Genomic DNA, 21383 nt, shown 5'->3' with positions numbered 1-21383 from the left:
GGATGTTACCCGGTAAGCCGGATTATGCGTCGCTGACAGCTAACGCCGCCGCTTCCTGTTGTTCAATGGCCAGTTGTTTACGTTCCAGAATACGAAAGAACGGGTAATATATCACCGTTGAAATAAGAACCATGCAGCCGGACCAGACTGCGGCAGGAATATTGCCGCCAGTGACAAAATACCCGTTGAGAACAGGCGGCATCGTCCAGGGGATTTGAAAGATCGGGCGACCAATAATGCCAAATTGCATTAGCAGATACGAGCAGGTACAAAGAGTCATCGGCGTTAAAATCAGAGGCAGCATCATCATCGGGTTGAAAACCATCGGTACGCCGAAGATCACCGGTTCATTAATACAAAACAGTGCCGGACCAATGGAGATACGCCCCAGTGACGTATAGTAGCGACTTTTCGATAACAACATCGCCAGTACCAGCCCCATTGTTGCGCCAGAACCGCCGGTACAAATGAAGAAATTATAGAAGCCCTCAGCCGTAATATGCGGCACTGGCTGATGCCGTAAATAAGCGTCTGTGTTTTCGGCAATAAACTTCAGGAATATGGGGCCGGTAATGCCGGAAAGAACATTGGTGCCGTGAATACCACAGCTCCACAGCAATGAAATAAGCGCGACCAGGATCAGTATTCCCGGCAGCGTATCAAGGCCCATAACCAGCGGACTCAGGACCAGCGTGAAAAACGCGTTAATATCAAAATGAAGCACCACGCGTACCAGCCATACCAGCGTCAGGCAGGCCATTGCCGGTGCCAGACTAATAAAAGACTGGAGAACCGCTGGAGGGACGCTGTCCGGCAGACGAAGATAGATCTTGTTGACCACGAAAAAGCGGACGATATACACCGTAATAATCGATAACACGATCGCCGAAAATAATCCGGCAGCGCCAAAATTAGCCGTGTTGATTTTATGGGTATCATCAAGCTGGGCAAGCAGGAAAACGGCCACCGTAATACAGCAACAGCTCAGGCAATCCAGCTTATAATGCTTCGCCAGATTATAGCTAATACCGATAGCCGCAATCAGCCCAATTGCGCCAAACGTGGCCTGCACCGGGACGCTAAGTGTCTCAGCATGAGGACCGAGAAACGCACTCCATCCGGGGATTGGCAGGTTAGCAATAATCAGGAATACGCTACCTGCAATAATAAACGGTAGCGTAAACGAAATACCATCACGTACCGCGACCAGAATGACGTTGTTACCCACCCGCATTAAGAGGGGTAACAGTTTGTTTTCCAGGAAGTCTTGCATAAAAAAATCCCTTTAATGAGATATTCAGCGATCGCCTCAAAAAGCATACTGCGGCAGGAAATCACGGTTTGCCGCCAGGTAGTCATTCAGAATGCGGCGGGCAATCTCAACCGAGGGGACGAGAGGATGATTTGCCAGTGCCAGCAGTGCCGTCCCGGTATCGCCCGTCATTGCCGCCTCAACCGTTAACTCCTCAAACGCTTTTACGCTTTGAATCAATCCCCGAATGCGCACCGGTAGACGACCATACGCCAGCGGATGCGCGCCGAGTGAATCAATGACTGCGCTGGTTTCGATAACCGCTTCGTCAGGCAGATCCGGCGTCGTTCCCCGGTTCGCTACGTTCACCACGTGGATTTCGTGTTTGTTGTTATAAATGGAGCTAATAATTGAACATGCAGTGTCAGAATACCAGGCACCGCCACGGCTTGACAGCTCTGCGGGTTTCTCGCACAGCATCGGATTTTTATACAGCTCAAGCAACGCATGTTCTATTTCCAGCGAACGCTCGCCGCGCGTTCCGCCGGTACTCTGCTCCTCTTGCTCGTGAGTCACCATTTCATGATTGAGATAAAAGTACTTCAGATAGGAGAGGGGATAGAGTTTCAGCGCGCGGATAAAGTCGGCCGGTAAGCCCAGGTCCGGTATATTTTTAAGCTTATTAGCGCCGGCACCCTGCGCTAATTTTTCAATAAAGTCGGCGGTAGTGTCACGGCCGTTGAGCGTAATCTGGTCTGCAAAAATAAGATGATTAAGCCCCATTACACGCGCCGTAATGGCACTGCGCGCTACGCCATACGCGTTAGCCACATCCATCATCATGCTATTGGCCCCGCTACAGATCCCGAGTGATTTTACCGGGCTGTATTTGGTAATGGCTTCAGTAACGATACCGGCTGGATTGGTAAAGTTGATCATCCATGCATCAGGGCACAATGCTTCCATGTCCTTACAGATATCCAGCAATACCGGGATCGTACGTTGCGCTTTCATAAAACCGCCTGGCCCGGTGGTCTCCTGGCCCAGTACGCCGTAGCGCAGGGGAATTTTTTCATCCTGAATACGGGCCGCCAACTGACCCACGCGAATCTGGGTGGTGACAAAATCGGCATCTTTTAGCGCTTCTCGCCGGTTGGTCGTCAGGTGAACCGTCATCGGAAGCCCTGCTTTTTTCACCATCCTTTGCGCCAGCTGCCCCACAATAGCGAGCTTTTCTCGCCCTGCTTCAATATCCACCAGCCAGTATTCGGTGACGGGAAGTTCAGAATAACGGCGGATGAAACCATCAATGAGTTCCGGGGTATAGCCTGAGCCTCCACCGATAGTGACCACTTTCAGCTTTTTCATATAGCCTCGTACTAATTATAACTGGCATATGCCAGATTGAAGAGAAATATATCAATCCCCTCCCGGTGAAATAGCGAGATGGCTCACAAATTCTTAGTGCAGGTAAATTACAGGTAATACCGTCATTTAGTTATTATTACATTGATGGGGTAACTGCTTTATCTGTTTATATACTCTGCATTTATAGTTCAATTTATTTCAGCGGAATAGTGTTATCTTGCTCACGTTATTGTATTTAATGACATTTACACACGCAGGTCTTGATAATATTCTGCCGCGTAATTTGTTGCGTTTTCATTTTATTTCCCCAGGTTCTTTTACCTGGTGGTTGTCGTAATAGCCACGCAGGACAAATGCGCTAATTATTAAAATGACATTCACCAGAGATATATTTGTGTGCATAAGCATAGATTTTAGTAGTTAATGGATCATTGAAAAGGAATGGTAATAATGAAGAAAACAGCGCTTGCAGTCGCAATAGGATTATTGACGGTTGCTAACTCCGGGTTTGCGAAAACCCAAAGCATGACCCTGGAACAACGTCTGGAACAGATGGAGGCACGTCTGGAGGCGGCTGAAAACCGGGCAGCACAGGCCGAGAATGAAGTTCAGCAGCTGCAAATCCAACAAGTAGCTGAAATTAAAAAAATTAAAGATGCTCAGGGTAATACGCCGGTTAATGGCCAAACGCCTGAGATAGAAACTAAAAAAAATGCCTCCACACCTAATCTGTTGCTGAGCGGCTACGGTGATTTAAAAATTTATGGCGACGTCGAATATAATATGGACGCAGAGAGCCGCCGGGGGACGTTGACCAAACTTAATGAGGATCACACAACTGAACAATGGGATATGGATGGTCGTATTCTGATTGGTTTCGATGGGATGCGTAAACTGGACGACGGCCGCTACGCCGGATTCTCTATCCAGCCGTTGGCCGATATGTATGGCTCAATGAATCTTGATGATGCCTATTTCCATTTTGGTCAGGAAAATGACTGGAAAGTGAAAGTAGGGCGCTTCGAAGCGTTCGACATGTTCCCGCTTAATCAGGATACGTTTGTTGAGCATTCTGGCAATACCGCGAATGACCTGTATAGCGATGGCCAGGGCTATATCTATATGATGAAAGAAGGGCGCGGTCGTTCTGATGCGGGGGGTAATTTTCTGCTGAGTAAACAGCTTGAGAACTGGTATTTTGAGCTGAACTCCCTGATTGAAGATGGCGCATCACTTTATGCCGACAGTGATAATGTTCAGGCCGACGGGCGGACTTATCATGGTCGCGAAATGACAAAAGAGAAAAATGTCGTTTATTTGCGCCCGGTGGTGTCGTGGTCAGCCACTAGCGCATTATCTTTCTCTGCGGCAATGGAATCTAACGTCGTTAACAATGCCTATGGCTATTACAACAGCAAAGGCGACCTGGTGGACCAATCCGATCGTACCGGTTATGGTTTAACCATGACCTGGAACGGGTTAAAAAACGATCCGGTTGACGGTGTTGTCCTGAACGTGAATACCGCTTACATGGACGCAGACAGTGAGCAAGACTTCACTGCAGCAACCAACGCGCTGTGGAGAAATTTTGAGCTGGGCTACATTTATGCGCATAATAAGATCGACGATTTTAATGGCGTAGTATGCGATAATGACTGCTGGATCAGCGATGAAGGCACTTACGATATTCATACCGTTCATGCGTCATATCTGATCCCGAACGTAATGGATATGCAGAATTTCAATATCTATCTCGGTGCTTACTGGTCTCAGATCCAGAGCGACGAAGACATTTCCAGTGACGACGACCGCTATGGTGCACGTCTGCGTTTCAAATATTATTTCTAAAGTCTGTGATGCAAAAAACGCCTGATACCAGGCGTTTTTTAATGGCTGTTAGAGGGATGTGCCCGGCGGCGCTGTATTTACCGGGCCTACAGCAGCAACTCGCGAGAGTTACACCAGGTAAAACACACTGGTCAGTTCGCTGCTAATCGGGCTGTTGTCCGGGTTGGCGGGCATCACGTCGCGCATATATTGCCACCAGCGCTGGCAGACCTCCGTACCCGCAACCGCGTTCCAGCGCTCTTCCGACTCAATATCTACGGTAGCAAACAGCAGATTACGTTCTTTATCGAGCCAGATAGCGTAATGATGTGCGCCATGTGCTTTTAGCGTCTCTTCCAGTTCGGGCCAGATCGGATTATGACGACGCTGATACTCCTCATGGGCATTAGCATTTACCTGCATGACAAAGGCTTTGCGGATCATAATGCCTCCAGATACAGCTCGCGGACGTCATTGCGCGTTGCAGGGCGCGGATTACAGGGCGCGCAGGGATCGGCAAGTGCCTTATCCAGCCAGCCTTCAATATCATCTTTGGTGATGCCAAGCTTGCTGAAGCCTGACGGGATACCGACCCGGTGACTCAAGGCACGAATCGCCTTAATGGCTTCCTGGCTGGCAGCATCATCACTCATACCGCGCGTCTCTACGCCCATGGCCTGTGCGATGCGGGCAAAGCGGGCCACGGCATGTGGACGATTAAAATTTTCGATGACAGGTAACAAAATGGCGTTACAGACGCCGTGCGGCAGGTTATGCGTCGCGCCAGGCTGATGCGCCAGAGCATGGACCAGGCCAAGACCGGCGCTGTTAAATGCCATTCCGGCCAGATACTGGCCAAACGCCATTTGCTCCCGGGCAGCCAGATCGTGACCATTATCGACCGCTTTTGGCAGCCACTGCGCGATCAGGCGGACAGACTCCAGCGCATTGGCGTCAGTCAGCGGATGAGCACCTACGGAGACATAGGCTTCTATCGCATGTGTCAGCGCATCCATTCCGGTCGCAGCCGTTACGGATGCGGGGATTTCCAGCATGACGCTGGCATCATCAACTGCGATATCCGGAATAATATTCGGATCGATAATAACTTCTTTAACCTGACGTTCGCTATTAATAATCACGGCGTTGCTGGTCATCTCGGCAGCCGTTCCGGCCGTGGTATTAATGGCGACCAGCGGCACACCGGCATTTTTCACCTTGCCCACGCCAGAATAAGCCGTCGACGGCGCAGGGTTCGCCGTCAGAATTTTTATCGCTTTCGCCGTATCAATCGGGCTACCGCCACCGAAGGCAATCAGGTAATCACATTTTGCATCCTGATATGCGGCATAACCTTCCTGAACCAGAGCTTCAGTTGGATTAGGGAAGACATCATCAAACAGATGATACGACATTTCATGCGCGTCCAGTGCGGTAAACAGGCTATCGAGCAGACCCAGTTTGATCAGTTGGCCGTCGGTAACAATAAGTGCCTTACCCCACTGTTTCTCCGCCACCAGTTTGACCATATCGCCGATTGCACCTGCGCCGTGCAGGCTGATTTTCGGCAGCGCCAACATAAAACTCATGATAGTTCTCCATAAAATTACGCCCCGACTGAATGCGCGGGGCGTGATGATCTCAGGCGTACAGTTCGAGTGCGCTTGCCATCGGCGTCACGCCAAAACGTTTGCCGAGGGCAATCAGCTGGTCGCGAGTGATAGTCTGTTTCATGCCGCCCATTGAGAGCACTTTCACTAATACGTCTGCCGATTTTTCCGCTGTGTCGATAAGGCCAAAGGTTTCATCGAGCGTCGGACCGCTGCCAAACACGCCGTGGAACGGCCACAGGACCAGTGAGTGTTGCTGCATATTGCGTGCGGTGGCCTGACCGATTTCGTCGGTGCCCGGCACCATCCACGGCAGTATCCCGACGCCATCGGGGAAAACGACCAGGCATTCAGTGCTGCCTTCCCACAGTTTGCGGGTGATCAACGCGCTGTCGTTGTCCAGTACATAGGTCAGCGCGATCAGGTTGGTCGCATGGCAGTGCATGATCACCCGATCTTTACCGCCGGTGGCTTTGATGCGTTCGCAGTGTGACAGAAAGTGCGCGGGTAACTCGGACGTCGGCACCGCCTCGTGGGTTAATCCCCACAGAATGTGATAGCCCGCACCGTCGCTATCGACTTTTACCACGCCGAGATTGGCTGCCGGATCGAGTTGTACATTGCGAAAGAATTTGCCGGAGCCGGTGACGATGAAGGCGGTATTGGCCAGTAACGGCATGGGTTGACTGAGCGCGATATAGCGCGGCTGAGCATGGAAATCAGATTCGTAGGGCGCCACGTCAGCAGCATCCAGGCGTAGCGTCAGATTGCCGCCGTTGCGCTCATCCCAGCCTTTCAGCCATGCATCGGAAGTGGCTTTGATCATGCCCTGGACAAACCAGGAATGGATAATAGTCTGCATTGTTTTACGTTCCTTAAAAAGGCCAGATAGCGTGCTGCTCCTCACCCTCAGGGAGAGGGCAGGGATGAGGGGATATCAGCCGCGCTGACTCAAAATATCTTTTTCATAGCCGCGCACATTCTCCAGCCACTGACTGCCGGCTGGCGTATCGTGACGCTGGCAATACATCTCCCATACTGCCTGCCACGGCAGCGATTTTTGTTCTTCCAGCAGGGCCAGACGCGCGGTGTAATCGCCAGCATCTTCCAGCTGGCGCAGCATGTCAGTGGGTTCCAGCAGGGCGCGCAGCAGGGCTTTTTTCATGTTGCGGGTGCCGATCACCCATGCCGCAATACGGTTAATAGACGCATCGAAGAAATCGAGGCCAATGTGTACGCGGTCGAACAAATCGTGACGGATAATTTCACTGGCAATGGCCTGGGTTTCATCATCCAGCAGGACCACGTGATCGCTGTCCCAGCGGACCGGACGGCTGACGTGCAGCAGCAGGCGCGGCACGTAGAGCATGGCGGCGGAGATTTTGTCGGAGATAACTTCCGTCGGATGAAAGTGGCCTGCATCAAGGCACAGTGCGGTCTGACGGCTGGTGGCATATCCCATATAAAACTCGTTAGAGCCAACGGTGTAGCTTTCTGCGCCGATCCCAAACAGCTTGCTTTCAACAGCATCAATGTGATGCGCCGGGTCCAGCTTTTCGCCGATCACTTCATCCAGCGCTTCCAGCAGGCGCTGACGTGGCGCAAGGCGATCTACGGTGACATCTTTCATGCCGTCCGGAACCCAGATATTCATCACTGACGGCGTGCCCAACTGTTCGCCAAAATAGGCAGATACGCGACGGCTTGCTTTGCAGTGGTCGATCCAGAACCGGCGAATTTCAGGGTCGGCATGTGAGAGCGTAAAGCCATCGGCACTCAGCGGATGAGAGAAGCAGGAGGGGTTAAAATCCAGTCCCAGCTTATTAACTTTGGCCCACGCTACCCAGTTTTTGAAATGTTCTGGTTTGATTTGGTCGCGGGACACCGGCGTTTCCGCTTCATGATAAATCGCATGTAAGTTAAGCCGTTTCGGACCCGGAATAAGGCTGAATGCTAACTCCAGATCCGCACGAAGCTCGGCCGCATTACGCGCTTTGCCTGGGTAATTCCCGGTCGCCTGAATGCCACCGGTCAGGTTACCCTCCGGATTTTCGAAACCGGCAACATCATCGCCCTGCCAGCAGTGCATAGATACCGGCAGGCGATCGAGCTGGCGCAGCGCCTCCTCGACATTAATCCCTGTAGCGGCAAAACGCTGTTTCGCGAGTTCCCAGGCGTGTTCAAGTGAGGTCGTCATGCGCAAAGCTCCTTTGTCTGTCGTGGGGTCTGTGATTGCGCGATGTAACGCGCGATCTCATTATCAGGATGAGGGGTAAAGGTGATCAGGTGGTGGTTAGAAACCACCACCTTGCGAAAATCGCTAACATTGCTCAGTTCATCCAGCGTCATTAACTGCACGCCGATATTGCCAAGCGTTGAAGCTTCAACAGGCCCGGCAATCACCGTAATGCCGCAGGCGTCAGCGCACAGTTGATTGAGTAACTGGTTCTGGCAGCCGCCGCCGACAATATGCAACTGGCTGAACGGTTTACCGCGCAGGTGCGCCAGTTCGTCCAGAACGTTGGCATACAGAATGGCGAGGCTGTCGAAAATGCAGCGTGCCAGCTCCGCATCGCTGGCCGGGACGAGTTGCTCGGTTTCACGGCAGGCGGCCTGAATTTCTGCGCTCATATTGGCTGGATTGATAAAGCGATCGTCATTGGGATTAATCACAAAGCGGCAGGCGGGCAGCGCAGATGTGCGGGAGATGAGGTCCGGCAAATCAGTGATGTTCTGCTCAGCGATGACGCGCTGAAGTAGCCACAGGCCCATAATATTTTTTAGCACCCGATAACGACCTTCTGCGCCGCCCTCGTTGGTGATATTGGCGGCCAGCGCGCTGTCGCTGGTATACGGTGTTTTACTTTCAAACCCCATCAGTGACCAGGTGCCGGAGGAGATCCACGCTGCATCTTTTACTTCCAGCGGCACGGCAATAACCGCGCTGGCCGTATCATGGCTGGCGACTGCGACGACCGGAATGGCATTACCCTGCGGACAGATCCAGTGACCAATTACATTGCCAGGATGCGTGGGCTTACCGAACCATGCGGCGTCAGCCCCCGTCCAGTTCAGCAACATTTCATCCCAATTGTCGGTATTGATATTGACCAGTTGAGTGGTGGTGGCGTTGGTATATTCCCAGTTCATCTCACCGGTCAGGCGATAACTGAAGTAATCGGGAATGAGCAGCGCATGAGCGACATCATGAGTAACATCAGGCTGCTGGTGGACCAGCGCGCGAAGCTGATAAATCGTATTAAACGGCAGAAATTGAATACCGCTGCGGCGATAAATTTCTGCTTTACCCAGTTGACGAGCGGCCTGCGCCATTACCCCGTCAGTGCGATTATCGCGATAGGCAATGGGAAGGCCGACGCGTTCACCTTTGCTGTTGAGCAGCACATAATCCACGCCCCAGGTATCCACACCGATACTGTCGATCAGCACGCCTGCTGCGCAGATCTTCTTGAGACCGTGGCGAATCTCTGCTTCAAGGCTATCAACATCCCAGCAATCAAAACCGGCTACTTTTTGCAGGCAGTTAGTGAAACGATGCATTTCACGCAGCGTGAGAAGGCGCTGTTCGCGATCGTAACGTGCAAGCATTACACGCCCGCTGGATGCGCCTAAATCAATAGCGACGCAATGGCGAAAAGTCATGATGTGGTCCTTCGTAGAGTCATTGATGACAGTCTAAAAAAGACGTTCTGTTGGTACCTTCTCGCTACTGACAGAGGGTGTAGAGCGCTGGCAAGAAAGCAAAGGTGAACGTGAGGAAGCTCACGTTTTTCTGTGAAAGTGGATCTGTGATAGCTGCCGCATTTCCGACGCTTTCCTCGCGTTTCTTGAAAAATCGGCACGCTTTGCGCGCTTTGTTGTCAAAATTTCAAGGTCAGAAAGATATGCCTTAATTACTATGATGAGAATTCTTCTCACTGGTAGCGACTCTTATGACCGTACTTCACAGCGTGGATTTTTTTCCGTCAGGTAGTTCGCCAGTGGCCATCGAACAACGTCTTCCGCAATCGGCATTCCCGGAACATCATCATGATTTTCATGAAATCGTTATTGTTGAGCACGGTACCGGGGTTCACGTTTTTAATGGCCAGCCCTACACCATCAGCGGCGGGACAATTTGTTTTGTTCGCGATCACGACCGCCATCTGTATGAGCACACCGATAATTTGTGTCTGACTAATGTGCTTTATCGATCGCCGGAAGCCTTTCAGTTTTTGAGCGGCCTGAATTTACTGCTGCCTCAGGAGCATGACGGGCATTATCCGTCGCACTGGCGGGTTAATCAGGCCATCCTGACGCAGGTGCGGCAGCTTGTTAGCCAGCTTGATCAGGAAGGTGAGCAGCCGGACGCGCCGGCGCGGGCGAACCGTGAGTTACTGTTTATGCAACTTCTGGTGCTGCTGCGTAAGGGCAGCCTGGCAGAGGGGGCGGAAGATAACGATGCCCGGCTCAATCAGCTTATTGCCTGGCTTGACGACCATTTCTCTGACGATGTGTGCTGGGAAAGCCTGGCCGGACATTTTTCACTCTCGCTGCGCACGTTGCATCGCCAGCTTAAGCAATATACGGGTTTAACCCCGCAGCGCTATCTCAACCGACTGCGCCTGATTAAGGCGCGGCATTTGCTCCGTCACAGTGACGAAAGCGTCACAGATATCGCTTATCGCTGTGGTTTTGGCGACAGTAACCACTTTTCGACGCTTTTTCGCCGGGAATTCTCCTGGTCACCGCGTGATATTCGCCAGGGACGTGACGGTATTCTTCAGTAACGCGAAGATAGTCAACGTTTTTGACCGACAGAAGGTCGATAATCATTGGCCATTCGTCGTTGAGGTGATCGTGCTGTGGGCCAGTTAATTCTTCGTAAAGCCGACTTCTTCACCAGCGTCGGGCAGGCGGTGGCGGTGGCAGATCGCTATCCGCAAAATGTGTTTGCTGAACATACTCACGAGTTCTGCGAACTGGTGCTGGTCTGGCGCGGGAATGGTCTGCACGTTCTTAACGACCGTCCGTATCGCATTACGCGGGGCGATCTGTTTTATATTCGTGCCGAAGACAAACATTCGTACGCGTCAGTCAATGATTTGGTTCTGCAAAATATTATCTACTGCCCTGACCGGTTAACTCTCGATCTTGACTGGGCTGCCTATATTCCCGGCTTTGGATGCCACGATCCGCGTGCGCACTGGCGCTTAAGCAGCAGCGGCATGAACCAGGCGCGGCAGGTGATTTCTCAACTGGAGCATGAAAGCGCTCACCATGATGACCAGACTAATGACATGGCTGAACTTCTGCTGGCGCAACTGGTGGTCACGCTGAAAAGGCATCGATACACGGTGGATAACCTTTTGGCAATGTCGCGGGAGCCGCTGCTTGATAAGCTGATTACTGCGCTGGCGGGCAGCCTGGATCGTCCTTTTATCCTTGACGATTTTTGCGTACAGGAGCACGGCAGCGCGCGTGCGCTCCGCCAGCAGTTTCGTCGTCAGACGGGCATGACCATTAGTCAGTATCTGCGCCAGCTGCGTATTTGCCATGCGCAATATTTGTTGCAGCACACAGAAATGCTGATCGTCGACATCGCCATGCAGTGCGGGTTTGAAGACAGTAACTATTTTTCCGTGGTGTTTAATCGTGAAATAGGGATGACGCCGGGACAATGGCGTCATCGTAGTCGGGATGCGGCCTGGTTAACCTGCCATACCCAGCCCGACAATATTGGCGGCGACGATAATCACCACGCAGCCAAGGCTAAGTACACTGACCGGACGACGCCCGGCATTATTCCACTCTCTTAATACCAGGCCTACAATCCCGCCGCACAAGACATAGAAACTCATATGCAGCATCCAGCTGATATAGTCATACTGCGGCGGAATACGTGCATGCCCCCAGGCGTAAAAGAAGAATTGCAAATACCACATTAGTCCGCCCAGCGCGGAGAGCAGAATATTGCTGACGATCAGCGGCTTTGGCAGCGAGAAGTCTGCTTTTACCGACAGATTCTTTAATTTTGCCAGGCGAATAAAACAGAAGCCCAGATTAATCAGCGCTCCGCCGCCCATAATCACCACGTAACTGGGTAGCGCAACGTACAGCGGATCGACCCCCAGCGCGGCGGCGGCCTCATGCATCGGTTTTGCCGCATTCATCGCAAACGACATACCCGCAGAAAAGATGCCACACATTACCGCCAGCAGCAGCCCTTTCTTCAGGTTAAAGTCTTCAGCTTTAATCCCCATTTTACGTTCTTTCAGCTGACCCGCGTGGGTGACAATCCCGACCCCAATAAGTGCGACCAGCACGCCAGTCAGCGTCATACGACCGCCGTGTGTGGTGATCAATACGTCAAAATTGCCGTTAAGAATGGGCGTCATCAGGGTACCGACGATAAGCGTAATGCCAATCGCGATCCCAATCCCCATCGACATGCCAAGATAGCGCATGGTCAGACCATAATTGATATTACCAATGCCCCACATTGCGCCGAACAGAAAAACCGGTAGCAGCGTAGAAGCACTGAAGGAACGGTAATAGGCCCAGAAGTCAGGTAGCAGCAGCGCGCTGATGGTCCAGGGTAAAATCAACCATGAGACCGTTCCGCCGACGGACCACATGGTTTCCCACGACCAGCCTTTTACCTTTTTAAACGGGGCATAGAAACAGGCTGCACTGGCTGCGCCGATCAGATGCCAAAGAATACCCATCGTAATCATGTTGCTCATGTCTTTATCCTCATCTTTTTATGGTCGGTAAACCCTCCCCGACCTGATGAGTGTAAAAATTGTGCAATAGATTAACCTTCAGCGGACTGCCGCCTTACGTGTCGGGCTGGCAATGAACCGGTTAATGCAATGAGCAAGCTCACAAATTTGGCTTCAGAACAGAAAGTTATATCCTTATAAAAACTACGGCATTGATAAACATTTTCAATATCATTTAATTAACTATAATGAACCAACTGCTTACGCGGCGTTAACACTTCTGCCGCCAGACAATAATGGAGATGATTATGAGCTATACACTGCCATCCCTGCCGTATGCCTACGATGCCCTTGAACCGCATTTCGATAAGCAGACGATGGAGATCCATCACACCAAACATCACCAGACCTATGTCAATAACGCCAACGCCGCGCTGGAAAGCCTGCCTGAACTGGCTAACCTGCCGGTTGAAGAACTGATTACCAAACTGGATCAAGTTCCGGCGGACAAGAAAACCGTACTGCGTAACAACGCGGGCGGTCACGCGAACCACAGCCTGTTCTGGAAAGGTCTGAAAAAAGACACGACCCTGCAGGGCGATCTGAAAGCCGCCATTGAGCGTGATTTTGGTTCGGTAGAAAAATTCAAAGAAGAATTTGAGAAAGCGGCGGCGACGCGCTTTGGTTCCGGCTGGGCATGGCTGGTACTGAAAGACGACAAACTGGCCGTGGTTTCTACTGCCAACCAGGATTCCCCGCTGATGGGTGAAGCGGTTGCCGGCGTTTCTGGCTTCCCGATCATTGGTCTGGATGTGTGGGAACACGCTTACTACCTGAAATACCAGAACCGTCGCCCGGACTACACCAAAGCATTCTGGGACGTAGTGAACTGGGACGAAGCTGCGGCGCGTTTCGCGGCTAAAAAATAAGTTTTAAAGATGATTACCCTGCACGCTTGTGCAGGGTAGAAGCCTCCGCTGGTAATGCCGCGGAGGCTTTTTTTTGCGCTGCGTTTCAGGGTGCTATGGTGATCTGCATCAAATAAAAAACAATGATCCATTAAAATAGAAACTGCGTTTCAATTTGTGTGGCTACGATCACTTTTATAGTTTCGCTGAATGATTATCTTGCGTTCATCGACGCGGAGGCATCTTCAATACGGGATGCATCCACCCATAAAAATTGCCCTATTTTTATGCTTACAGGTGAAGAAGATGCAGATTAAACGCAAGATAGAAAAAATTCCGGGCGGCATGATGCTCGTCCCGCTGTTCCTCGGCGCGCTGTGCCATACCTTTGCGCCGGGTGCAGGAAAATATTTTGGATCGTTCACTAACGGTATGATCACCGGTACGGTGCCGATTCTGGCAGTCTGGTTTTTCTGTATGGGTGCCTCGATTAAACTGAGTGCAACGGGCACGGTCCTGCGTAAATCCGGTACGCTGGTCGTCACTAAAATTGCTGTCGCCTGGCTGGTCGCGGCAATCGCATCACGCATCATCCCCGAGCACGGCGTGGAAGTAGGGTTCTTCGCCGGACTCTCGACTCTGGCGCTGGTCGCCGCGATGGATATGACCAACGGCGGTCTGTATGCCTCCATCATGCAGCAGTACGGAACAAAAGAAGAAGCTGGTGCTTTTGTGCTGATGTCGCTGGAATCTGGCCCGCTGATGACGATGGTCATTCTGGGTACGGCGGGTATCGCCTCATTTGAACCGCATGTCTTCGTCGGTGCTGTATTACCCTTCCTGATTGGTTTTGCGCTGGGCAACCTCGATCCGGAATTACGTGAATTCTTCAGCAAAGCCGTACAAACGTTGATCCCATTCTTCGCCTTTGCGCTGGGTAACACGATTGATTTAACCGTTATTGCACAAACCGGTCTTCTGGGTATTCTGCTGGGCCTGTCAGTAATTGTTGTGACCGGTATTCCATTGATTATTGCCGACAGACTGATTGGCGGCGGCGATGGTACTGCCGGGGTTGCCGCATCCAGTTCAGCGGGTGCCGCAGTCGCAACACCGGTACTGATTGCAGAGATGATCCCGGAATTCAGACCTATGGCACCTGCAGCAACGGCGCTGGTCGCAACATCGGTCATCGTCACCTCTATCCTGGTACCGATTCTGACCTCAATCTGGTCACGGAAGGTGAAAGCCAGAGCAGCCCGGATCGAAGCAGCCAAAGCCGATGTGCTCGGCACCGTAAAATAGTACAACGTATTTCACTGAAGAAGCCCGGCCAGCGTCAGCGCGGCCGGGCTTTTTTGCTTATGACTTCGCGCCAAAAACATCATCGATGATGCGGCATTGACCTTCATCTAAGGCCCCGCCCGCATTACGCGATACGCCAGTACAATAGCCGAATTTACGCGATACTACGGTTTTGATCGTCGAAACAAAATCCTCACCAATGGCATATATGGACATATAGGTGCCGATATCCTGCTGTAACGTGCACAGCGTCTGTAGATCGCCCCGATCGAATGCTTCCCGGGCGCTGACAAACAGTTCCGGCATAACGTTGTTTAAACCGGAAATCACGCCTGCGCCACCGGCCAGCAGATTGGGAATATAATATTCGTCATAGCCAGAGAGAACCGCGAAATCGTCCCGTACCGCCCGCGTGGTGTCGATCATACTGCGCGTGTGCGACTGACAATCGACGGTATCTTTAATCCCGGCAAAATTCGGAAATTCGGCGGCCAGCGTTGCGATCAGATCCGGCGTTAAATCACAGCCGGTACGTGCCGGAAAGTTGTAGGCGAACCACTGGCCGCTAAGTGAATTCCCCAGCTGGCGAAAATAGCTCAGCAGCTGCCTGGGCGACTGCCCGTAATAGTAGGGTGGCAGCACCATCACTGCATCATAGCCGACGCGATACGCTTCTTGCGCCATGACCTGGATGTCTTTCACACAGGTGGATGAGACGTTGGCTACCATCCGGCTGCTACTCATTGCCCTGGCTTCGCGGATCAGCATCAGCCTCTCCTCCAGGGTCAATGAGGCAAACTCTCCGATACTGCCCATCAGCAGGATCACATCAATTTTTGCTTCGGTCAGGCGCTTCAGATGCTGCTTCAGGCCGTTAAGATCGATATCTCCATTGTCATGCATTGGCGTAATGGAAGGGCACCAGACGCCGGCAAACTGCGATTGTCTCGTCACGTTGTCAACTCCTCAATTTGAAATGGCGTTTCAATAGATAACATGTCTGATTGATCATCGTATGAACGCGGCTCGCATTTTCGGCAGTCCGGATAAAATTTATGCTTTAATAAGGCAAGTTTATCGAAAAGGGAGAAGCAGATGCGATATCCAGTTGATGTCTTCACTGGCAAGATCAGGGAATATGAAGGAAGCCGACCCAGCGCCATTGCTAAGGTTCAGGTATCCGGCGAGCTCACGTTAACGGAGCAGGGGTTACTGGGGGACGAGCAGGCGGAAACCAAAATACACGGCGGCCCGGATCGCGCGTTGTGCCACTATCCACGCGAGCACTATCGATACTGGGCGCGTGAGTTTTCTGAGCAGGCCGATTTGTTCGTCGCCCCGGCATTTGGTGAAAATCTGTCAACCGAAGGGCTTACCGAAGAGAACGTGTTTATCGGCGATATCTTCCGCTGGGGTGAAACATTTATTCAGGTCACCCAGCCTCGCTCTCCGTGCTTTAAACTTAATTTCCACTTCGATATTAGCGAGATGGCGTCAATTATGCAGGCAAGTGGTAAAACTGGCTGGCTTTACAGGGTGATCGCAGGTGGCAATGTGTCTGCGGCCACGCCGCTTGTGCTTGCATCACGTTTAAGCGATGTTTCAGTACATGAGGCGGGGGTTATTGCATGGTCAATGCCATTTGATGATGAGCAATATCATCGTTTGCTGTCGGCTGCCGGGCTTTCATTAAGCTGGACGCGGACCATGCAAAAGCGCCGCGCCAGCGGCAAAATTGAAGATTCTTCGCGTCGGTTGTGGGGGCGGTAGAGATTTCCCTCATCCCCAACCTTCTCCCTGAGGGAGAGGGTTGGAAAGAGGGTGGCTTCGTTACTTATGCCCGCTTATACAGCGGAAGCCAGATCACCAGGCGTAAACCGCCCAGCGGGCTGTCCTCTGCTTTTACCCAGCCACGGTGCTGCTGAATGGCCGTTTCGACAATCGCCAGACCCAGACCCGTTCCGCCTGACTCCCGATCGCGCGCCTCATCGGTACGATAGAACGGGCGGAATATCTGCTCTCTGTCTTCCTGACTGACGCCCGGACCATCATCATCAACGCTAATGGTAATACCCTCTTTATCCACGGCGAAGGCCACGGAAATTGTGGTATGCGAGTAGCGCAGCGCATTACGGACAATATTCTCCAGCGCGCTTTCCAGCGCACTCGGGTTACCGTACAGCGGCCACGGCCCCGGCGGGTACTCAATAGTAAACGATTTCCCCATCTGCTCGGCTTCAAATGCGGCGTTATCCAGCACTTCACTCCAGAGCTGATTAGCTTTCATTGTCTGGCTGACCAGCGCATTTTTCTGCTGATTACGCGACATAACCAGCAAATCGTTGATCATGCTATCCAGCCGGTGCGCCTCCATTTCGATGCGCTCCAGCTCTTTGCTCTCTCCGCTACGACGGCGCAGTAAAGCGGTGGCAAGCTGAAGACGCGTAAGCGGTGTGCGCAGTTCGTGGGAGATGTCCGAAAGCAAACGTTGCTGGGTGGTCATCATTCGCTCAAGCGCGGTCACCATCTGGTTAAAACTGGCACCTGCCGCCTGAAACTCCTGCGGTCCGGCCTCCAGTTCAGGATGCTGACGTAAATTCCCCTGGGCGACTTCATCTGCTGCATTCTTAAGCTTACGTGCCGGTCGGGCAAGGCTCCATGCCAGCCACAATAGTAGCGGTGCACTGACCAGCATTGTGACAATCAATAGCAGAAGCGGACGGTCAAACAGTAGGTTAATAAAGTCGGATTGCGAACTGCTGGCAGGACGGATGAGATAAAGTTGGTAGTTATCTTCGCCATCATGTATCGAAAATGGGCCAACCAGCTCTACCCGACCATACTTTTTCTTTTGCGGCTGATCGGCGTCATCCGACTGACCAATAAAGTTACGAATGATCTGCATTTCATTGCTTTCAGCACCAATAACGCGACCTTCGCTGGTCACGAGGACCAGACGTTGGCCCGGCGGTGCCCACTTATCGATAGCGCGAAACAGCCGACGCCACCACATCAAATCATTGGGTGGATCGTTGGCCAGTTCGGCTTCGACATGCTGCTCAATCATGACACCCTGACGTTGCTCACTTTCCAGAAGTTCCGTCATCTGGCGGGAGTCCAGCTTGGGTAGCATCAGTACCAGCATCAATACCAGCGCCAGCGTGAGCCAGAAAATAGCAAAGATACGGGCGGTCAGGCTTCCAATCATGAAGCGGAGACCATCAGATATCCACGGCCGCGCAGCGTTTTAAACCACGGATGACCATCTTTACGCTCTGGCAGCTTACGCCGCAGGTTAGAAATGTGCATATCAATGGCGCGGTCGAATGGCGTCAAACGTTTCCCCAGAACTTCCTGACTCAGGTGTTCACGAGACACCACCTGTCCCAGATGCTGCGCCAGCAAATACAATAACGTGAACTCGGTACCGGTCAGTTCCAGCGTTACGCCATCGAAACTGGCTTCCTGACGGCCAGGGTTGAGGCTAAGACCATCCACGTCGACCGTTGGCGAACCGTTATCACTATTTTGCTGCTGCTCGCTCCAGTGCGATCGGCGCAAAATAGCGCGAATACGCGCGACCAGTTCGCGATCGTTAAACGGTTTCGGCAGATAATCATCCGCACCCAGTTCAAGCCCAAGTACGCGATCCAGCTCGCTGCCGCGGGCGGTCAACATAATTACCGGCGTCTGGTGGGTCTGCCGTAGCTCTTTAAGCGTGTCGATACCGTTTTTCTTCGGCATCATCACATCAAGTAAAAGCAGATCTATGCTGTCATCAATTAATGTCAGCGCCTGTTCCCCATCATGCGCCACTAAAACGTTAAAGCCTTCCATGTCGAGCAGCTCTTTAAGTAACGACGTGAGCTCCCGATCATCATCAACTAACAGGATTTTATTCATTTTTTAAATACCTCCGAGGCAGAAATTACGTCATCGAAGCGCGCTAATCCATGACTTTACGTTGTTTTACACCGCCTGACGCTAGTTTGCAGCCTGAATCGTAGACTGTCTTTCGTGGAATCGCGAAACAACAAAGTTTGTGGGAGCAAGTGATGCGCAAAGTTACCGCTGCCGTCATGGTCTCTACGCTGGCATTCAGTGCGTTTAGCCAGGCAGGTGACGCCATCGCAGGCGATAACTGGCACCCGACCGAAGGACTTACGCAGCGTAATAATCAGCAGAGTCACATGTTTGACGGCATAAGTCTAACGGAGCATCAGCGCCAACAAATGCGAGACCTGATGCAACAGGCCAGGCACGAGCAGCCACCTGTTAATGTTAGCGAAATTGAGGCAATGCACCGCCTGATTACCGCTGAAAATTTTGACGAAAACGCTGTGCGCGCTCAGGCAGAAAAAATGGCGCAGGAACAGGTAGCGCGACAGGTCGAAATGGCCCGCGTGCGTAACCAAATGTTCCGCCTGTTAACGCCGGAGCAGCAAGCGGTTTTAAATGAGAAGCATCAAAAACGGATGGCGCAGATGCGGGATATCACGCAGTTGCAATTGACCTCTCCGTTTAAGCAGTTTAGTAGCAGTAAGTAGTATCCCAGCGACACACCCTGTTTTTCCTTGCCATAGACACCATCCCTGTCTTCCCCCACATGATGTGGGGGTTTTTTTTTATGCGTAGACGATCCGTTTCAGACACTGTCTGAAGACAATCATTGGCTAACTGTTTTGACTGGCATGAAGTTGCAGGCATCTGCTGAATCATCGCAATCATAAAAACGCTCGGTTTTTGCAGCAGATTCTGGATACCAGCTGGTATTCCCGGCAATTGAAACGATCAGGTTGCTGAGAGTATCTTCTTCCCCCTGGCGGCTGTAGGCTAAATCGATATCTTTGCCGTTTGCCAGCTCATAGGTACAATTAACCAGCGCACCTTCATTAACGCCACTCTTCGCAAAATACAGCGCAGTCACAAAACGTTTTACGCTTTGTTTTACATGCCGCTGTGAATTCCAGCTTCCTTCCCAGCCGGGTTGGGTGACTTGCGCCGTGTAAATATTATTCTGGTAGGTAATGCTTTCCGGAACCGGGCAGCTCATCTGCGTCTGCGCTGCGGCCGGGCCTGCGATAAGTGCAAGAAAAAGCGCCATGCCTGACAATGTTTTCATTATTTAGTCCTTTATATTGGAAGTGGTTATTCTTTTCACAATGCGTATTCCAACGACTGCCGGTAAAGTGCCATAATTATTAAAACTCGTACAATATGTTAGTTATCAAAAAATATAAAATTATTTAGTGATGTCAGGTGTGATAATAATGATGTTGCTTCTGGGTTTTTATTTCAGGTATGGCGGAATTTGCAGCATTTATTATATTAATATTTATGCTAATGATGAGTTTGCCCGCCAGTATTCTTAATCAAGCGTAAACGAGATGATTTTCTGGTCCAGACCGCCTTTTCGTCCTGCTCCCGACGTGCGTTATACTACCCGAGGATAAAGCAGGAGAATCTATGAATCATTCTTATGGCCAACTGGTCAGCCGCGCAGCGATTGCCGCTACGATAATGGCGTCCTGTTTGTTAATCATTAAAATAGTGGCATGGTGGTACACCGGTTCAGTCAGCATCCTGGCCGCGCTGGTCGATTCACTGGTCGATATTGCCGCTTCCCTCACCAACCTTCTGGTGGTGCGCTACTCGCTGCAACCCGCTGATGATGAGCATACCTTTGGCCATGGCAAGGCGGAATCTCTGGCCGCGCTGGCACAGAGTATGTTTATCTCCGGCTCAGCCCTGTTTCTCTTTCTTACCGGCGTTCAGCATCTGGCTAATCCGGTAGAGATGAAAGCACCCGGTATCGGTGTAGTGGTCACCCTTATTGCGCTTATCAGCACAGTAATTTTAGTCACTTTTCAGCGCTGGGTTGTCCGCAAGACCCACAGCCAGGCTGTGCGCGCAGATATGCTTCATTATCAGTCTGATGTTATGATGAACGGAACCATTCTTATTGCGCTTGGTCTGTCATGGTATGGCTGGCACCGGGCAGACGCGTTGTTTGCACTCGGGATTGGTGTCTATATCCTGTATAGCGCGTTACGAATGGGGTATGAAGCCGTGCAGTCTCTGCTGGATCGTGCACTTCCTGATGCAGAGCGGCAGGAAATTATTAACACCGTCATCGCCTGGCCAGGCGTGCGTGGTGCGCATGACTTACGAACGCGGCAGTCAGGGCCGACCCGCTTTATTCAAATTCATTTAGAAATGGATGACAATTTGCCACTGGTCGAAGCACATCTTGTGGCCGATCAGATTGAGCAGGCTCTTTTACTTCGTTTTCCGGGATCGGACATCATCATTCACCAGGACCCCTGCTCGGTAGTACCGCTGGAGGAACAACGGCTTTGAGCTTTTGTGTTTCTTGTAAAAGTGCGGG

20 protein-coding genes are annotated in these 21383 nt (G+C 51.7%); 8 read left to right on the top strand and 12 right to left on the bottom strand.

The window, feature by feature from the left end:
* Positions 1–22: 22 nt before the first annotated feature.
* Together AC791_RS06115 and AC791_RS06110 are read right to left on the bottom strand one after the other, a co-directional pair.
* On the bottom strand, positions 23–1273 hold the full coding sequence (locus AC791_RS06115) for a PTS sugar transporter subunit IIC (RefSeq protein ID WP_049839615.1): 1251 nt from the start codon (positions 1271–1273) through the stop codon (positions 23–25).
* Positions 1274–1309: 36 nt separating this feature from the next.
* The gene (locus tag AC791_RS06110) at positions 1310–2620 is read right to left on the bottom strand and encodes a 6-phospho-beta-glucosidase (protein ID WP_049839614.1); all 1311 of its coding nucleotides are present in this window, start codon (positions 2618–2620) and stop codon (positions 1310–1312) included.
* Positions 2621–3070: 450 nt separating this feature from the next.
* Between AC791_RS06110 and AC791_RS06105 the strand changes: the two genes are divergently transcribed.
* Entirely contained in the window at positions 3071–4468 is a 1398-nt protein-coding gene (locus AC791_RS06105) for a carbohydrate porin (protein ID WP_049839613.1), read from the top strand.
* Between the two features lie 108 nt (positions 4469–4576).
* On the opposite strand, the gene rhaM is transcribed toward AC791_RS06105, so the two are convergent.
* The 5 genes from rhaM to rhaB all read right to left on the bottom strand — a co-directional run bounded on the left by rhaM (position 4577) and on the right by rhaB (position 9720).
* Positions 4577–4891, bottom strand: coding sequence for an L-rhamnose mutarotase (rhaM, locus tag AC791_RS06100; RefSeq protein ID WP_049839612.1), 315 nt, complete (start codon positions 4889–4891; stop codon positions 4577–4579).
* The gene (gene fucO / locus AC791_RS06095) at positions 4888–6036 is read right to left on the bottom strand and encodes a lactaldehyde reductase (protein WP_049839611.1); all 1149 of its coding nucleotides are present in this window, start codon (positions 6034–6036) and stop codon (positions 4888–4890) included. Before fucO ends, rhaM begins: the two co-directional genes overlap by 4 nt.
* Positions 6037–6088: 52 nt before the next feature.
* Positions 6089–6919 (bottom strand): rhamnulose-1-phosphate aldolase, encoded by an 831-nt coding sequence (gene rhaD, locus AC791_RS06090; RefSeq protein ID WP_049839610.1) that lies wholly within the window; start codon positions 6917–6919, stop codon positions 6089–6091.
* A gap of 75 nt (positions 6920–6994) precedes the next feature.
* Positions 6995–8254, bottom strand: coding sequence for an L-rhamnose isomerase (gene rhaA, locus AC791_RS06085; RefSeq protein ID WP_049839609.1), 1260 nt, complete (start codon positions 8252–8254; stop codon positions 6995–6997).
* Positions 8251–9720: a rhamnulokinase gene (rhaB, locus tag AC791_RS06080; protein ID WP_049839608.1), complete on the bottom strand. Its 1470-nt coding sequence runs from the start codon at positions 9718–9720 to the stop codon at positions 8251–8253. Before rhaB ends, rhaA begins: the two co-directional genes overlap by 4 nt.
* Positions 9721–10010: 290 nt before the next feature.
* Here rhaB and rhaS point away from each other — a divergent pair, with 290 nt between their 5' ends.
* On the top strand, positions 10011–10847 hold the full coding sequence (gene rhaS, locus AC791_RS06075; RefSeq protein ID WP_049839607.1) for an HTH-type transcriptional activator RhaS: 837 nt from the start codon (positions 10011–10013) through the stop codon (positions 10845–10847).
* 75 nt (positions 10848–10922) lie between these two features.
* Positions 10923–11876: an HTH-type transcriptional activator RhaR gene (gene rhaR / locus AC791_RS06070; RefSeq protein WP_049839606.1), complete on the top strand. Its 954-nt coding sequence runs from the start codon at positions 10923–10925 to the stop codon at positions 11874–11876.
* Here the strand turns inward: rhaR and rhaT are convergent.
* On the bottom strand, positions 11769–12803 hold the full coding sequence (gene rhaT / locus AC791_RS06065) for an L-rhamnose/proton symporter RhaT (protein ID WP_049839605.1): 1035 nt from the start codon (positions 12801–12803) through the stop codon (positions 11769–11771). The two genes, rhaR and rhaT, sit on opposite strands and share 108 nt — an antisense overlap.
* A gap of 287 nt (positions 12804–13090) precedes the next feature.
* On the opposite strand from rhaT, the gene sodA reads away from it, so the two are divergent.
* On the top strand, positions 13091–13711 hold the full coding sequence (gene sodA, locus AC791_RS06060; protein WP_049839604.1) for a superoxide dismutase [Mn]: 621 nt from the start codon (positions 13091–13093) through the stop codon (positions 13709–13711).
* A 285-nt stretch (positions 13712–13996) separates the two neighbouring features.
* Complete coding sequence (gene kdgT / locus AC791_RS06055) at positions 13997–14995, top strand: 2-keto-3-deoxygluconate transporter (protein ID WP_049839603.1); 999 nt, start codon at positions 13997–13999, stop codon at positions 14993–14995.
* A gap of 57 nt (positions 14996–15052) precedes the next feature.
* Here the strand turns inward: kdgT and AC791_RS06050 are convergent, their stop codons facing one another.
* Entirely contained in the window at positions 15053–15949 is an 897-nt protein-coding gene (locus AC791_RS06050) for a dihydrodipicolinate synthase family protein (protein ID WP_049839602.1), read from the bottom strand.
* A gap of 141 nt (positions 15950–16090) precedes the next feature.
* Between AC791_RS06050 and yiiM the strand changes: the two genes are divergently transcribed.
* Positions 16091–16765, top strand: a complete 675-nt coding sequence (gene yiiM, locus AC791_RS06045) for a 6-hydroxyaminopurine reductase (protein WP_049839601.1) — start codon at positions 16091–16093, stop codon at positions 16763–16765.
* Between the two features lie 64 nt (positions 16766–16829).
* Here the strand turns inward: yiiM and cpxA are convergent, their stop codons facing one another.
* Together cpxA and cpxR are read right to left on the bottom strand one after the other, a co-directional pair.
* Positions 16830–18203 (bottom strand): envelope stress sensor histidine kinase CpxA, encoded by a 1374-nt coding sequence (cpxA, locus tag AC791_RS06040; protein ID WP_049839600.1) that lies wholly within the window; start codon positions 18201–18203, stop codon positions 16830–16832.
* On the bottom strand, positions 18200–18898 hold the full coding sequence (gene cpxR / locus AC791_RS06035; RefSeq protein WP_049839599.1) for an envelope stress response regulator transcription factor CpxR: 699 nt from the start codon (positions 18896–18898) through the stop codon (positions 18200–18202). Before cpxR ends, cpxA begins: the two co-directional genes overlap by 4 nt.
* Before the next feature lie 152 nt (positions 18899–19050).
* On the opposite strand from cpxR, the gene cpxP reads away from it, so the two are divergent.
* Complete coding sequence (gene cpxP, locus AC791_RS06030; RefSeq protein ID WP_049839598.1) at positions 19051–19542, top strand: cell-envelope stress modulator CpxP; 492 nt, start codon at positions 19051–19053, stop codon at positions 19540–19542.
* Between the two features lie 119 nt (positions 19543–19661).
* On the opposite strand, the gene AC791_RS06025 is transcribed toward cpxP, so the two are convergent.
* Positions 19662–20117: a DUF3757 domain-containing protein gene (locus AC791_RS06025; RefSeq protein WP_049839597.1), complete on the bottom strand. Its 456-nt coding sequence runs from the start codon at positions 20115–20117 to the stop codon at positions 19662–19664.
* 344 nt (positions 20118–20461) lie between these two features.
* Here AC791_RS06025 and fieF point away from each other — a divergent pair, with 344 nt between their 5' ends.
* Entirely contained in the window at positions 20462–21355 is an 894-nt protein-coding gene (gene fieF / locus AC791_RS06020; protein ID WP_049839596.1) for a CDF family cation-efflux transporter FieF, read from the top strand.
* Positions 21356–21383: the final 28 nt, after the last annotated feature.

It is taken from the genome of Klebsiella sp. RIT-PI-d (genome assembly GCF_001187865.1).
GTDB lineage: Bacteria > Pseudomonadota > Gammaproteobacteria > Enterobacterales > Enterobacteriaceae > Superficieibacter.
The sequence above is the reverse complement of the archived record's forward strand: the minus strand, read 5'-3'. Positions and strand labels throughout refer to the sequence as shown.